This window comes from Thiocystis violacea (assembly GCF_016583565.1).
GTDB lineage: Bacteria > Pseudomonadota > Gammaproteobacteria > Chromatiales > Chromatiaceae > Thiorhodococcus > Thiorhodococcus violaceus_A.
Genome location: NZ_NRRF01000018.1, coordinates 15,268 through 28,667, shown reverse-complemented (window position 1 = coordinate 28,667; position 13,400 = coordinate 15,268). Strand labels below are relative to the sequence as shown.

The following is a 13,400-nucleotide window of genomic DNA, read 5'->3' as shown; positions in this document are numbered from 1 at the left end:
CGCTATTTCACCTGCCGCATTCCCTTGTGTCGAGAGAGGAGAGGGAGGAAAATTCGCGGTCTTTTCTTTCGCCTAGATTCGACCCGAGACAATTGCCATGCCTGCTCCACCGCGCTTTCTCCGCACCCTCACCTTTCCGCTTCGGCTCATGCCGAGCGTCCTGCATAGCCGAGCACTCGCGACCATGCTCAATCAGGTCATGAAGGAGGCATTGGAGGAGGGGGAGTTGGACTTCCTGATCGGACGTCGCATCGCGATCGAGATCGACGACATCGGGGTGCGTTATCGCTTGGGTCTGAGCGACGGCAAGATTCGCGGCTACGGTGACGACATGCCCGCGGATTCCTCCATTGCCGGAGGATTGCACGAGTTCCTTCTGCTTGCTGCGCGCCGCGAGGACGCCGACACGCTCTTCTTCCAGCGTCGCCTGCGGATGTCCGGCGACACCGAACTGGGGCTCTACCTCAAGAACTTCCTCGACGCCTTCGAACCGCCGGAGCGGTGGGCGCCCATGGTGCGCGCCCTGGATAAGATGGCGGATATTCGGTTTCCGGGGAAGTCGTAGGCTCGATGGCTGGTGAGCGAATCGACGCGAATCCGTTCGCGTCGACGCGCACTGCTTGCGATGAGAACGGCTGCCGTTAGCCGAGAACCTCCGGCTGGTCTTTCAGCAGATAGGCCTCTTCCTCAGGCGTCAAATCCACCTCGTCGAAGCCATTGATCATGGGCATGACATGCTCTTTGAACGAGTGCCCGGTCGTGAGCATATAGACGTGGATCATGACGAAGACCACGATCGTGAAGGCCGCGCCGGTATGAATCAGTGCCACGCCATCCAGCACCTGCGTGGCATGGGGGATGTCTCTCCATAGGAAGTAGAAGAGATAGACCAGCCCCGAGATCCAGATCAGCGGAAAGAGCACGATCTTGAGCATCAGGTAGGCCAGCGCCTGCAACGGATTGTGCTTGCGCCAGTAGGCCTTGCGGTAGGGGTGATGCTCGCCCTGGAAGATGCCGAAGCTGTAGAACCGCAGCACCTGCCACATGCCCTTGACGGTCGGGATGAAGTGGCGCCAGTTCCGGGTCGTGAAGAGCCAGAAGATGCTGAAGGCCCACAGTAGCAGGAGCGAGAAGGCGGCGAGGGTGTGCAGCGTCACCGCCTGCTCGAAACCGAGCAGATGATGAAAGCCGTGCAGCCCGAATCCGCTGAACATCAGGATTACGATCAAGAGCATCTGCGACCAGTGCCAGAAGCGCTCGAACAGACTGAAGATCCTTACGCGACGAATGGCCATTAGTGCTTTGCTCCCTTGGGTGCGACGATACGAACCAGTGCGTGCCCCAGAATGACGATGAGAGTCCCGAAAACCGCGATGGTGCCGATCAGATCCAGCCAGCGGTTGTGGTCTCGCCCCGGCATGTAGACCCCTTCGACCCCCTGAAGACGGCCCTGCTCTGCGTGGCAATCCTGGCAGGATAGGGCATCTTCCTTGGGGGACACCATGTGCGTGATGGGCCAGTAGGAAAAGGTCTCGACGAAGCCGAACTCGCCGGAGTAGGGGAGCCCGAACTTCTTCATGCCGTGCGCGATGGCCTTGCCCATGTCGTAGTTGCCCCAGTAGGAGTCATCGTCCTCGCCCCACAGGTGGGTGTAGACCAGGGTGCCGTTGCCCATGTCGGCCGGTAGCCATGTCGTCATCTTCTTGAAGGGCCAGATGCGTGAGTCCGCGTTCTCCCGCGAGCCGGTGAAGTCGTTGATGGCGACGGGCTTGGCGACGTTGAACTTGGTGTCGATCGTGGTGTACTGCATTTGCCCGTCGAACCAGCGGTAGAGCGGCACCAGGTTTTCGCCATAGGTAAAGTCCCCTTTGATCGACTTGTAGGTGTAACGCTCCTCGCCGTTGCCCTGGGTGTAGCCGTGCTCATGATAGCCTTCGCCGTTGCGGAGCTTGCCGGCGGTGCGCCAATCCCAGTTGGTGATGGTGGCCACGCCGCCCCGAGCGAATTCCGGGATATGACAGGTCTGACAGGCGACGCTGGAGATATGGTCGTTGCGTTTGAAGGCCGCCAGCGAATCGACGGGATGCGGTGCCGTGCCGTGGCAGGACTCGCAGGTGGCTACATCGCGGCGCTGGCCGGGCTTGCCGGTGCCTTCCATATCTTTGGACAACACGTGATAGCGGCTGCCGGCCCAGACATGCGATTTGGTGATGTGGCAGGCGGTGCAGGCAAAGTTGAGTCCTTTCGCGTCCATGTGCACGTCGAGTTCGCGCGGCGGATTCTTGAGCGCCGAGGAGAGGTCGCCGTGCTTGACGTTGTCTCCGCCTCCACCGTTGAAGTGACAGGTTCCGCAGTTCGCGCGCTCGGGTAGACCGACGTTCTCGGCGACCAGGTTGTAGTCGATGGGCGGTTTGCCTTCGAACATGACCGAGCAGGCGGGACTCCCCGCGCTGTTGGGGGTCTTGTAGTAGGTTCCGGTCGTATCGTGACAGACCAGGCAATCGATGTTGTCTTCGTTGGTGAAGTCGAAGCTCTCGTCCTTCCAGCCATAGCCCGCGTGGCATTGGGCGCACATCCCCTCGTTGCCACGGGCGTTGGTGCAGAAGTTGTTGATCAGGTGCTTCTTGCCCAGCAACTGGCCGGTATCGGGATTGCGATATTCCCAGGTCCAGTGGATGTTCTTCATGAAGTGCTTGCCGGTCTCGGTGTGACAGCTCAGGCACGCCTTGGTCACCTCCGGGCCGGAGGCGAAGGGCTGTTTCAGCGCTTCATACTTGGTGTGGTCTCCCGTCCCGCCGGACAGTGGACCCGAGATCTGGGGTGGCGGCTTGCCCTCCACTGGCGGAGTCGGCCACTGGCCTTCGCCCATGACCGCGAACGGAGCCAAGCCGGCAAATAACAGCAATGCCAGGGAAAATCGCAAAACGGGTCGCATCGAACGGCCTCCGGGTGTGAGCGAGACCGCATGCCGCGGTCCCGATGTGCCGTGCTGATCCTGCGCCGCACGGTCGTTTTTGTTGGTCGCATCCTGCGGGCGATACGGTGACAGCTCCATGACAAAAGACAAAATCAGAAACGGGATTACCTGAGCCAGGTCAATGGCCGCGGGGTTCAATGCCCAATAGCGCGGCGCGGCTGTCATCTCTACAATGCCGGCGCCGCGGGCGATGTGCCGAGGGCTGTGAGGAAGCAGCTGGCCGCGCCCGAGCGCCTGAAATGGGATCAACTGAGGAGTCGCCGCGTGCTGGAGTCTTTCGTCGAACGTGTACTTTACGCCAGCCGATGGTTGTTGGCGCCGATCTACTTGGGCTTGTCTCTCGTCCTGATCGCGCTGGCGATCAAGTTCTTCCAGGAGATCTACCACCTCGCCGTTCATATCCTCGAGGTCGGCGAATCGGACATGGTGTTGATCATCCTGGGACTCATCGACTTGTCCCTGGTGGCCAGTCTGGTGGTGATGGTGATGTTTTCCGGCTATGAGAACTTCGTGTCGCGGATCGATGTCCGTGAGGGAGACGACAAGCTCGACTGGCTCGGGAAGCTGGATGCCGGAACCCTGAAGCTGAAGGTTGCGGCATCCATCGTGGCGATCTCGTCAATTCACCTGCTGCAGATCTTCATGAACGTGCCGGAGGTGCCGCCGGACAAGCTCCTCTGGTACGTCGTCATCCACCTGACCTTCGTCATCTCCGCCGTGCTCATGGGGGTGTTGGACAGAATCTCTTTCGCCTCCCATCGCGATCATGGCGACAAGCCTGAGGGACACTAGGCGCGCTTGAAGGTCGCGACCCGATCGCGGCCGGCCTCTTTGGCTTGATAGAGCGCGCTGTCCGCGGCCCTGAGCCATTGCCCGGCCGTCGGGTGTGGCTTGAGCTCGGCGAGGCCGATGGAGACGGTGATGCCGAACTCTCCGGTCTCGTGCTCGATGCGCATGGCGCGGATGGCGTCCACCAGCCGTTGGGCGAGCTGCAGACCCGTCGCAAGCGCCGTGTCTTGCAGGACGACGGCGAATTCCTCGCCGCCGTAGCGTGCGACGAAATCCGTCTTGCGGGGGAAGCCCTGAGCGCAGCAATCGGCAACCCGGCGCAGCACGAGATCGCCCACCGGATGGCCGTGGGTGTCGTTGACTCGCTTGAAGTGATCGGCGTCGACCATGAGCAGGCAGGCGGGTTGCCCCGAGAGCTTGCAGAGCTCGAAGACGCGCTCGAGCTGGACGTCGAAGGCCTTGCGGTTGTAAAGCCGGGTGAGGGGGTCGAGTTCCATCTCGCGCTGCGCGGCGTCCAGTTCGCCGCGCAGGGATTGGAGCTTGTCCGTCATGTCGTCCAGCAGCCCCTGGTGGCGCTGCGCGCGCTCGCGGGCGATGTCCGCGATCATGTCGATGGCGTGGGTGGCCTCCTGGGTCAATGCCTCGACCGGGGCATTCTCCTCGATCGTTCTGCGCAGATGGTTGATGACGGAGAGGACGCGCGCCTGCTCTTCCTGGTCTTCCGCGAGCATCTGGCCGAGCGTCTGCACGAAGTCACCCATGACTTTGCGCGTGCCGATGACCTGGCGGCTGACGTACGCCTGCTCGGCGCGACGGATGCGGGTGGTGGCGGTGCGCAAGCCGGCCCAATCGCGGCGCTGCTCGCCGCCGGCTTTCTCGTCGCGCGGTGGCGGCGTATCGCCGACCGGGGTGGCGTTCAGGACGTGGCGTCCCCAGCGCTCGAGCTGCTCGGTGATCTTGTCGGCCTTGATCTCGTCGAGGTCGAAGGCGTGCTCGCCCCAGAGGCGCAGCAGGCCCGCGAGCTGATCGAGCGCCATCTTCTCCAGCTCGGAGGGGGTAGCCGCCGGTTGAGGCGTGTCGGCCGCGGAGGGTGTCTGTGCCGCGGCGATCGTCCCGGATTCCCGCTTCCAAAACTTCACCATGTCGAACTCGCGCTCTCGGATCGTGGTTTTCGATGCGCAAGAGTATCGGTTCCGGCGCAGAGCTGCGAGTCGAGATCCGAGAAACGGGAATGCGCGAGCGTTTCGTCCCGATCAGGTGGCGGGCACAGGCGTATCTGGCTCGAATATCGCCGTGGAAAAGGCAGGCGTGGAGCCCTGGGCGACTGATCCGGTGCGCCGCGGCGGCGTCCTTGTGCCGCGGCGTCAGGCCTTGATCAGCCGGTTGGGCGCTACTTCGTGGTGTCGACGTCCATGGGGATGTAGAGGGGGCACACGCGGTAGTAGGCGGTTGCGAGGGCAATGAAGCCGAGCAGACCCAGTGCGTTGTGGTTGGAGATGCCCCAGAGGATGATGATGATGCCGCCGATGGCGCGGTAGATCCGGTCTTTGTCGCCGATATTCTTCGAGATGCTCATAGCGATTCTCCTCATTCAAACGATATCTGGCCAAGGGCTCAGCGGCACGCGCTCGCGCCGCGAGCCTACCTAGATTGGCTGCGGTGCTCTGTCGCAACGTCGCAGCGCGATTACCATAAAACAAATGCGGTATTCGTGGAAGTCATTCGGCGCCGCGTCCCTTGATGTGTGGACGCCGGTGTCGGCCGAGGGTCTCCGGAAGGCGTTGCGCGGAAGAGGCGTGCTGATCAGCGCGGCAACAGAAGGCTCCTCGGGGCTCAGGGCGTCTGCAAGCGCCGCTCTAGCATCTCTGGATTGCGGACCTCGATCTGGCCGCGCCGGGTCGCCACGGCCCCAGTCTGCTCGAAGTCGCGCAGGATGCGGGTCACGACCTCGCGCGAAGAACCCAGCTCGGAGGCCAGCTCCTGGTGGGTGATGCGCAGGACGCGCTCGGCCGACGCCGCTCCGGTCGAGCGTTTCAGGCGTTGCAGCAAGAAGGCCGCCAGACGTTGATCCAGGGGTTGGAAGAGCACGGCGTCCAGGACCGCGAAGACCTCGCCGATCCGGTCAGCCACCAGGTCGAAGATGAAGCTGCGCCAATGCGGGGATGCCGTCAGCCAGGCCTCGACGTCAGGCTTCGCCACCACGGCGGCCTCGACCTCGGTCTCACAGACCGCGAATGCTGGAAAGGGACGCTGGCTCAGGATGCAGGAGGCGGTCACCACGCAGCTCTCGCCGGGCTCCACCCGATAGAGGGTGACCTCGCGTCCGTTCTCGCCCAGCTTGTAGATGCGTGCCTGCCCGGCGAGGACCAACGCCAGATGGGCGCATTGTCCGCCGTCGTGACAGATGATGTGCCCGGCTGGAAGCCGCACCAGGCTGGCGCGCTCGAAGAAGGTCTTGCGCATCGCCGCATCGCTCTTGGCGAGAAAGGCGAAGTGCTCGATGAGGCGTTGGCGGTTGCCCGGCTCGCTGATCATGGTCTGACGTTGGCCTCCTGAGGCGCAGCGTGGCGTCCTGCTGTCCCGCGGCAGAGCACGAGGAAGCCGCAGACCGCGAGCAGGCCTGAGGTGCCCATCCCGATCAGCAGCGGAGCCGCCGTGCCATTGTGGACCAGGCTGACCAGTGTGCCCATGGCCGCGCCCGCCCCGAACCGCGTGGCGCCGGCAAAGGCTGAGGCGGTGCCGGCCATCCTGGGGAAGAGCGACATGAATCCCGCCATGGCGTTGCCCATGACCACGCCTGCCATGCTGAGATAGAGCGCCGCGACGGCGGCAATTCCCCAGAGTGGCGTGTGACCGGCCGCGGCCAGCGCCAAGGCGAGCAGCGCAGCCGTTCCCTGCACCCCGAGTCCCCAGCGCAACAGCCGATCGGCACCGAAGCGGCTGACGAAACGGGCATTCAAGGAGGCGAAGAGCATCCCGAGCGCCACATTGGCGCCGAAGGCCAGGCCGAACCAGGTCGCGGGCAGCTGATGCAGCTCGATGTAGACATAGGGTGAGGTCACGATGAAGGTCATCATGCCGGCGAAGCTGCAGGCCCCCGTGAGCAGATAGCCGAGCGCCAGCGGCTGCGCGAGGATGGAGGCGTAGTTTCTCAGGATGCCGCCGACATCGAAGACATGCCGCCGGCCGGGGTGCAGCGTCTCGTCGACCAGGCGGAAAAACAGCAGCGCCGTGGTGAGCGCGATGGCGAAGAGCACCAGGAAGACCATCCGCCATGAGGCCACGCCGATGATGAGCGAGCCCAGCGTCGGCGCCAGCAGCGGCGCCATGGCCATGACGAGCATCACCAACCCCATCACGCGGGCGTAGTCGTCCTTCTCGTAGAGGTCGCGGACCAGGGCCGGCACGGTCACGGCGACCGCGGCGCCCCCGAGCGCCTGCGCCGCGCGGGCGACGAGGAGCACGGCCATGCTGGGGGCGAGCGCGCAGGCCAGGTTCCCGAGCAGGAAAAGAATGAGTCCGCCACCAATGGTCTTGCGTCGGCCGAGCACGTCGGACAAGGGGCCGAGAAAGAGCTGCGTCAGCGCGAAGACGCCCAGATAGACAGTGACGCTGAGCTGTGCCAGTTCGATCGAGGATTCCAGATCCTGCGCGATCGATGGCAGACTGGGAAGATAGAGGTCGATCGCGAAGGGCGTGAGGCCGGACAGGAGGCCCAAGGCGATCAGAAGAGCGGGGCGGATTGACATACGGCGACCGAATCGAGCCGCCGACGCACGGATGACGGGCGCCGGCGAGTGTTAAGGGCAATGGCCAGGTTCAAGCCTGAGTGGCGGCGCAGAGCGAGTTGTCGGGTCAGACGCCCTGCTGGACGCCGACCACGAGCGGGATGAGTATGGCGGCGACGATGCCGACAAGCCCGAGCACGAGCAATACGACGCCGATGATACCCACGACCCGCTCCCAGGTCGGTGTCGGGCGGGGCGGGGCAAAGCGGTTCGCGTCGGGGGTGCCGGCCTTGAGGAAGAGCACCAGCGCCAGTCCGATGTTGACGATGGGGACCACGGAGAGAAGCATCCACCAGCCACCGGCATTGATGTCATGCAGGCGGCGGATCCCGAAGAGGATGCCGACGACGGCGGCCGGAATGGTGACGAGGATCTGGACCAGTCCGACGCTTTCAGGCGAGGATGTGTTCATAAGACCCGCCGCGCTGAGGGCGACAGCGACCAACATGACGATCAAATAGAGCACCGTGCCCCAGGCGAGGTAGCTCAGTCGGCCGAATCGGCCGCGCGGCGAGAACGGGCTCGACTGGTCGGTTTCGCCCTTGAGCGGCTGGCGCAGGTCTGACGCAGGGGTTTGATAAGGATTCTCTGGGCTCATGGGTGTGACTCCGTGGTTGAATGCCCTGCGGCGGGCGCAGGGTGCAGTGGAAAGCGGTCGAGCCGACGTGGCGAGCGCGTGACCGGCTTGGCACGCCAGATGGCCAGTTCCGGGTTAGGGTTGCCGAACGTGAAACGACCGACGCACGCCCGAGCGCTTGCGAGAGGATGCACATGACGTCCAACCAAGAGAGGAATCCGCAACCCAATCGCCTCATCCTCTGGGGCGCCCAGTTCGGCTCGGTCTTCGTCATCACCGTCCTGACCTGGTGGCTGCCCGGGCTGATCCTGGTCGAGCCGATCGACGCGGCGCGGCTGCCCATCCTCGCGGCGGGCATCGTTTCCGTGCCCTTGGCCATTCTCGCGGCCCGCCTGCTGCGCGCGCGCCGGCCGAGATCCGACGTCAGGGTTCACGAGCCCGTTGCTGACCCGGAATCTCCCGGTAAGATTGGCCGCTATCTGGTTGCCCTGGCGTTCGCCGAGCTGCCTGCGATCCTTGGTCTGGTCTATGTCCTGATCGGCGGAGATCGACTCCATTCCGCTGCGCTCGGAACGGCTGCGATCATGCTGCTCCTTACCCTGTGGCCGGGCCGCCCGGACGCGACCTCGGGCTGAGGATGCGTCAGAACCTCGGGGTGATGCGGTGCTCCTGGCCGTCGTCGTCCAGTCCGAGCACCAGGGCGTGACGCTCGTCGTCCCAGGTCCAGCCATCCGCCTCGTTGCCGTCTAGCAGGACGCCGACCGGAGGCTGCATCAGATGCAGTCGAACGGTCAGGCGACGCGCCGGAGGGCGATAGTCGCCGCGTCGGGCGGCGACCCATAGCTCCGCGCCTTGACCCGCGGGCGCGATCCCCATCTCCGTCTCGCAGAGCGCACCCTCGCGATAGGCGAAGCTCTCGCCGTCGTCCTCGATCAGTGTCCAGTTGCCGGCGTTGTTGTGGTCCGGATAGACCTCCAGCGTCAGCTCCGAGACGGGGTCTGCCGTCGAAGGGCGGATATTGCCCAGGGTCAGGACGGACCCGCCGCGGACCAGGATGGGGATGCCGCCCAAGGGCGCGTCCGCGACGAGGTGGTCGGAATCGATCGGCAGCCCGGTGCGGAAGTCGTACCAGGTGTGTCCGGGCGGCAGCTCCACCAGGCGTCGCCTCACACCGGGCGCACAGACCGGGGCGATCATCAGCTGCGGTCCGATCATCACCTGATCCTGGATCTGATGGAGATGCGTGGCCCAGGGGAAGTCGTAGAGCAGAGGCCGCAGCAGCGGCTGGCCGGTGCGATGCGCCAGGTGGGCCAGCGTGTAGAGATAGGGCAGCAGACGGTAGCGCAGCTCGATGGCCGAGCGCACGATGGCCTCGATCTCGGGCCCGAACGACCAGGGCTCCTGGGGGCGGCTGTCGCAGTGCGTGTGGCAGCGCATGAAGGGGTAGAAGGTGCCCAGTTCCATCCAGCGGGCATAGAGTTCGCCGACCGTGTTCTGGTAGAAGCCGCCGATGTCCACGCCAACGTGCGGCGAGCCGCACAGGCCCATGCTCGCCAACTGTGGCAGGCTCATCTCCAGATGCTCCCACCAGGCGTTGTTGTCGCCCATCCAGCTCGCGGCCCAGCGCTGCGTGCCGACGAAGCCGGAGCGCGTCAGCACCCAGGGGCGACGCTCGGGTCGGAGGCGCTCCAGTCCCTCCCAGGTCGCCTGTGCCATGAGCTGGCCGTAGAGATTATGCGTTTCGGCGTGCAGCGCCTCACCGTCGTCGCCCTGCGTGATGGAGAGCGGAACCGGCTGCTCGCAGACGCCGGACACCTTGAACGGGCGGTCGACGATGGAGGGTTCGTTCATATCGCACCAGATGCCGTCGATGCCGAGACCGACCAGATCCGCGTGCAGCTCGCCCCACCACTGCCGTGTCGCGCCGCGGCAGAAATCCGGGAACAGCGATTCGTCCGGCCAGACCCAGCCGGTAAAGGGCTCGCCGTCCGGCCGCTGAATGAAGTGCCCGCCGGCCAGGCCGGATTCCGCCGTTCGATAACCCGTCTCGCGGTCGTTCTTGACGCCAGGATCCACGATGGTGACGGCGCGGACCTGCGCTTCATGAAGGGCGGCAATGGTCTCGCTTGGCTCGGGGAATCGATTCCGGTCCCAGGTGAAGATGCGGTAGCCGTCCATGTAGTCGATGTCCAGGTGGATGGCATCGATGGGGATCCAGTGCTCGCGAAAGGTCTGGGCGATGCCGCGTACATCCGCGTCCGTCCCATAGCTCCAGCGGGACTGGTGATAGCCCAGCGCCCAGAGCGGCGGCAGCATTGGGCGTCCGGTCAGGCGTGTGAGTTGCTCCACCACCGCCGCTGGCGTCGGGCCGGCAAAGACGAAGTAGTCAAGCTCGCCGCCGAGCGTGAAGAGGGTGAGCACCTCTTCGTCCGCGGCGCCCAGGTCGAAGGCGCTGTACCAGGTGGAATTGAGATAGAGCCCCCAGGCGAGTCCAGGCCGCACGGCCATGAACATCGGGTGGGCCTGGTACATGTTGTCGTCGCCGCGGCTGTGCCCCGGCGATGACTTGTCGATGGTCCAGTTGGTGAGCCGCCGGTAGCGCCGGTTGAGCTGACCGGTCCGTTGGCCGAAGCCGTAGTAGCCCTCCTCGGGCGCCATGCGCTTCTGCAGGAAGACGCCGATACGCGCGTCGCCGGCCGGCAGTTCGGGCTCGGGCATGTGCTCCATGCCGGTCTCCTCCAGGGCCACCTCGCGCCAGAGGGGGGCGCCCAGATCCGCGGCGAAGACCTGACCCTCGGGCGTCAGGAATTGCAGCAGTCCGCACTCTAGACCCAGGGTTGCGCCCATGGCGTCGGTCGACATCCGCACGACCCCGTCTTCCTCGGTGACGGAGAGCCCCGCTGGCGGGAGATCCAGCACCGGGCTCCAGGATCGAGGGGGCGCGAGTCGCCCGGAAGGCGCAAAGCGCACGCGCAGGATGTCTGCCGCCACGGCGTCGATACGCAGGAGGCCCTGCGCGTAGTGTGCGACGCAGGCCGATGCCTGGCTCACCCAGCTTTGTATTGGGCAGGGGCTTTCGGGAAGATTCTCGTCCATCGGGTGCTCCTACTAGGTCTGGCGAGGCCGTTTGGCGGTTACGCCCGGATCGGTCGTTCGGATCGGGAGGTCGCTCGGATCAAGCGATGGCCAGCACACTATGACACGGAGAGGTCGGGCGCTTCCACTGCCGGAGTCGAGTGGTGGCGAGGCTCGGAACCCGGCCTGAATCTCTGGAGAATGGCGGCGCCTGCGTGACACTGGGAGGGGTCGGGCTATGATGGCGCCGTCGACATGCATTTGAACAGGACAAAGAGGTTTCATGACTGAATATTCCCCTGGATTGATCGTGGATCCCCAGACCTTGCGCGCGCAGATCCATGACCCGGACCTGCGCATCTTCGACTGCAGGTTCGCCCTGAGTGACACGGAGCTGGGTAGACGGCTCTATCACGAGGGTCACATTCCAGGCGCGATCTATGCGCATCTGGACGAGCATCTGTCATCCGCGATCACGCCAACGTCGGGTCGCCATCCCTTGCCGGATCCGTCCCGTTTCGCCGCCTGGCTGGGGCAGTGCGGTGTGTCGCCCGAGAGCCGGGTGGTGGTCTACGACGACCTCAACGGTGCCTTTGCCGGTCGGCTCTGGTGGATGCTGCGCTGGGTCGGGCATGCGCGGGTCGCCGTGCTGGAAGGCGGGCTCCAGGCCTGGGAGGCTGCCGGCGGGACCTTGACCCCGGACGTGCCGCGGCACCGACCCCAAGGCTTCGAGGCCAGGGTGAGGGATGACCTCTGGGTAACCTCGGATGACTTGGCCGACGCGCTTGCGCGTGGCGACATTAGGGTGATCGATGCGCGCGCCCCCGAACGCTATCGGGGCGAGGTGGAGCCAACCGATCCGGTCGCGGGGCATATCCCAGGCGCGCTCAATCTGCCGCTCACGGAGAATCTCGATGCCGAGGGTCGCTTCCTCCCTGCCGCGCGGCTGCGCGCGCGTTTCCTCGACGCCATGGGTGACGGATCGGCGACGACCATTGCCCATAGCTGTGGCTCTGGCGTGACCGCGTGTCACAACCTCCTGGCGATGGAGTTGGCGGGGCTCTCGGGGTCGAAACTCTACGTCGGCTCCTGGAGCGAGTGGATTCGCTCGCCGGAGCGCGCCGTCGCGACCGGCGAGGCGTCCTAGCTCAGCTCAACGCCATCAAGGCAAGGAGTTCGTCGCTGCGCATCACATGGCAGTAGATCATGTTGATGATCTCCAGCTCGCGCCGGTGCAGTTCGTCCGTGCCGGCGGCGCAGCAGTCTTCGAGCAGGACGACGAAGAAGCTCTCGTCGGCCAGGCTGCGGACGGTCGATGAGACGCACTGATCGGTATAGATGCCGGTGACCACCACGTTGCGGATGCCCATGTTGGTGAGCACCAGGCGCAGGTTGGTGCCCGTCAGGGCGCTATCCGTCGTCTTGGTCACCACGATCTCGCCCGGCGCCGGCGCCACCTCGGGAATGATCCGCGAGGCCTCCGAGGTCCGCGGCATGAGCAGGTTGTTCCATCCAGGCAGCTTCTGACTCAGCGAGCGGTCGCGTCCGTCGTCGAGCAGACAGGCGATGCGGGCGTGGATCACGTCGATTCCGTTGCGGCGGCAACACTCCTGCATGGCGCGCAGCCCCGGAATCACGGTGCCGCGCATGCGCTGGTGGAAGGGCTCCCAGCGTGCGCGCTCCGCCGGATCCTCCGCGAGCACCATGCCGTAGTTCTGCGCGTCGATGCAGAGCAGGGCGGTCTCGTGCGGCAGGAGCACCGGGTCTTCCGGCGCGGGCGCCTGTTCGTAGTAGAAGGATCGATGCGCTGTTTTCCAGCTGGGTCGGCTCGTGCTCATCGTTCGCACCTCGCGATCGGCCTGTGAATCAGGGTTGCCCCGCTTGTATGAGGGGGCTCAGCCCGGCCGGTGCCTGTCCTGGCACCATACCCACCCTCGGCCAGTCTTTCCAACGCCCCCAGGCGTGGCCGGCGTTGGATATTGTCCCCAGTCCTTGTGGTTCCTTCTGTGGATAAGCTGTGTCTTGGAGACGCAAGGCCTTCTGTGCGCGCGAAAAAGGCAGGGCTGATTCATTCCTGATCAGCTGCGCCCTGCGCTTTTCCCCAATCCCTGTGGTCGCTTCTGTGGATAAGGTGTGTTGATTGCACCTAACCGACGCTCGCAGCAGCGAAAGTTGCTTGGTGATCGATTCTTGA

13 protein-coding genes are annotated in these 13,400 nt (G+C 64.7%); 4 read left to right on the top strand and 9 right to left on the bottom strand.

Going from position 1 to position 13,400, the window contains the following annotated elements:
* Positions 1-97: 97 nt before the first annotated feature.
* Positions 98-565, top strand: coding sequence for a ubiquinone anaerobic biosynthesis accessory factor UbiT (gene ubiT, locus CKO23_RS09740; RefSeq protein ID WP_200330487.1), 468 nt, complete (start codon positions 98-100; stop codon positions 563-565).
* A 76-nt stretch (positions 566-641) separates the two neighbouring features.
* Here the strand turns inward: ubiT and CKO23_RS09735 are convergent, their stop codons facing one another.
* Positions 642-1,295 (bottom strand): cytochrome b/b6 domain-containing protein, encoded by a 654-nt coding sequence (locus CKO23_RS09735; protein WP_200330485.1) that lies wholly within the window; start codon positions 1,293-1,295, stop codon positions 642-644.
* Entirely contained in the window at positions 1,295-2,935 is a 1,641-nt protein-coding gene (locus CKO23_RS09730; protein WP_200330483.1) for a tetrathionate reductase family octaheme c-type cytochrome, read from the bottom strand. The genes CKO23_RS09735 and CKO23_RS09730 overlap by 1 nt, the downstream gene beginning before the upstream one ends.
* 306 nt (positions 2,936-3,241) lie before the next feature.
* On the opposite strand from CKO23_RS09730, the gene CKO23_RS09725 reads away from it, so the two are divergent.
* Complete coding sequence (locus CKO23_RS09725) at positions 3,242-3,769, top strand: TIGR00645 family protein (protein ID WP_440870566.1); 528 nt, start codon at positions 3,242-3,244, stop codon at positions 3,767-3,769.
* On the opposite strand, the gene CKO23_RS09720 is transcribed toward CKO23_RS09725, so the two are convergent.
* From CKO23_RS09720 to CKO23_RS09700, 5 genes are all read right to left on the bottom strand, one after another.
* The gene (locus CKO23_RS09720) at positions 3,766-4,908 is read right to left on the bottom strand and encodes a GGDEF domain-containing protein (RefSeq protein ID WP_200330481.1); all 1,143 of its coding nucleotides are present in this window, start codon (positions 4,906-4,908) and stop codon (positions 3,766-3,768) included. The two genes, CKO23_RS09725 and CKO23_RS09720, sit on opposite strands and share 4 nt — an antisense overlap.
* 248 nt (positions 4,909-5,156) lie before the next feature.
* A complete protein-coding gene (locus CKO23_RS09715) occupies positions 5,157-5,342 on the bottom strand; it encodes a YgaP family membrane protein (RefSeq protein WP_207168494.1) in 186 nt (61 codons plus the stop codon).
* 257 nt (positions 5,343-5,599) lie between these two features.
* Positions 5,600-6,301: a Crp/Fnr family transcriptional regulator gene (locus CKO23_RS09710; protein WP_200330479.1), complete on the bottom strand. Its 702-nt coding sequence runs from the start codon at positions 6,299-6,301 to the stop codon at positions 5,600-5,602.
* A complete protein-coding gene (locus CKO23_RS09705; protein WP_200330477.1) occupies positions 6,298-7,515 on the bottom strand; it encodes a Bcr/CflA family multidrug efflux MFS transporter in 1,218 nt (405 codons plus the stop codon). The genes CKO23_RS09710 and CKO23_RS09705 overlap by 4 nt, the downstream gene beginning before the upstream one ends.
* Positions 7,516-7,621: 106 nt before the next feature.
* Positions 7,622-8,152 (bottom strand): DUF805 domain-containing protein, encoded by a 531-nt coding sequence (locus CKO23_RS09700; protein ID WP_200330475.1) that lies wholly within the window; start codon positions 8,150-8,152, stop codon positions 7,622-7,624.
* Positions 8,153-8,325: 173 nt separating this feature from the next.
* On the opposite strand from CKO23_RS09700, the gene CKO23_RS09695 reads away from it, so the two are divergent.
* On the top strand, positions 8,326-8,766 hold the full coding sequence (locus tag CKO23_RS09695; RefSeq protein WP_200330473.1) for a hypothetical protein: 441 nt from the start codon (positions 8,326-8,328) through the stop codon (positions 8,764-8,766).
* A gap of 7 nt (positions 8,767-8,773) precedes the next feature.
* Here the strand turns inward: CKO23_RS09695 and CKO23_RS09690 are convergent, their stop codons facing one another.
* On the bottom strand, positions 8,774-11,227 hold the full coding sequence (locus tag CKO23_RS09690) for a glycoside hydrolase family 31 protein (protein WP_200330471.1): 2,454 nt from the start codon (positions 11,225-11,227) through the stop codon (positions 8,774-8,776).
* A 262-nt stretch (positions 11,228-11,489) separates the two neighbouring features.
* Between CKO23_RS09690 and CKO23_RS09685 the strand changes: the two genes are divergently transcribed.
* Positions 11,490-12,353, top strand: a complete 864-nt coding sequence (locus CKO23_RS09685; RefSeq protein WP_200330469.1) for a sulfurtransferase — start codon at positions 11,490-11,492, stop codon at positions 12,351-12,353.
* A gap of 1 nt (position 12,354) precedes the next feature.
* Here the strand turns inward: CKO23_RS09685 and CKO23_RS09680 are convergent, their stop codons facing one another.
* Positions 12,355-13,044 carry a cysteine hydrolase family protein gene (locus CKO23_RS09680; RefSeq protein ID WP_200330467.1) on the bottom strand — a complete coding sequence of 230 codons (690 nt, stop codon included), beginning with the start codon at positions 13,042-13,044 and terminating at the stop codon, positions 12,355-12,357.
* Positions 13,045-13,400: the final 356 nt, after the last annotated feature.

Bases quoted from the DNA above. Each gene is read 5' to 3' on its own strand.
- CKO23_RS09685 (WP_200330469.1), top strand. From the start codon at position 11,490: ATGACTGAATATTCCCCTGGATTGATCGTGGATCCCCAGACCTTGCGC.
- CKO23_RS09695 (WP_200330473.1), top strand. From the start codon at position 8,326: ATGACGTCCAACCAAGAGAGGAATCCGCAACCCAATCGCCTCATCCTC.
- CKO23_RS09720 (WP_200330481.1), bottom strand. From the start codon at position 4,908: ATGGTGAAGTTTTGGAAGCGGGAATCCGGGACGATCGCCGCGGCACAG.
- ubiT (WP_200330487.1), top strand. From the start codon at position 98: ATGCCTGCTCCACCGCGCTTTCTCCGCACCCTCACCTTTCCGCTTCGG.
- CKO23_RS09730 (WP_200330483.1), bottom strand. From the start codon at position 2,935: ATGCGACCCGTTTTGCGATTTTCCCTGGCATTGCTGTTATTTGCCGGC.
- CKO23_RS09735 (WP_200330485.1), bottom strand. From the start codon at position 1,295: ATGGCCATTCGTCGCGTAAGGATCTTCAGTCTGTTCGAGCGCTTCTGG.
- CKO23_RS09715 (WP_207168494.1), bottom strand. From the start codon at position 5,342: ATGAGCATCTCGAAGAATATCGGCGACAAAGACCGGATCTACCGCGCC.
- CKO23_RS09705 (WP_200330477.1), bottom strand. From the start codon at position 7,515: ATGTCAATCCGCCCCGCTCTTCTGATCGCCTTGGGCCTCCTGTCCGGC.
- CKO23_RS09700 (WP_200330475.1), bottom strand. From the start codon at position 8,152: ATGAGCCCAGAGAATCCTTATCAAACCCCTGCGTCAGACCTGCGCCAG.
- CKO23_RS09710 (WP_200330479.1), bottom strand. From the start codon at position 6,301: ATGATCAGCGAGCCGGGCAACCGCCAACGCCTCATCGAGCACTTCGCC.
- CKO23_RS09680 (WP_200330467.1), bottom strand. From the start codon at position 13,044: ATGAGCACGAGCCGACCCAGCTGGAAAACAGCGCATCGATCCTTCTAC.
- CKO23_RS09690 (WP_200330471.1), bottom strand. From the start codon at position 11,227: ATGGACGAGAATCTTCCCGAAAGCCCCTGCCCAATACAAAGCTGGGTG.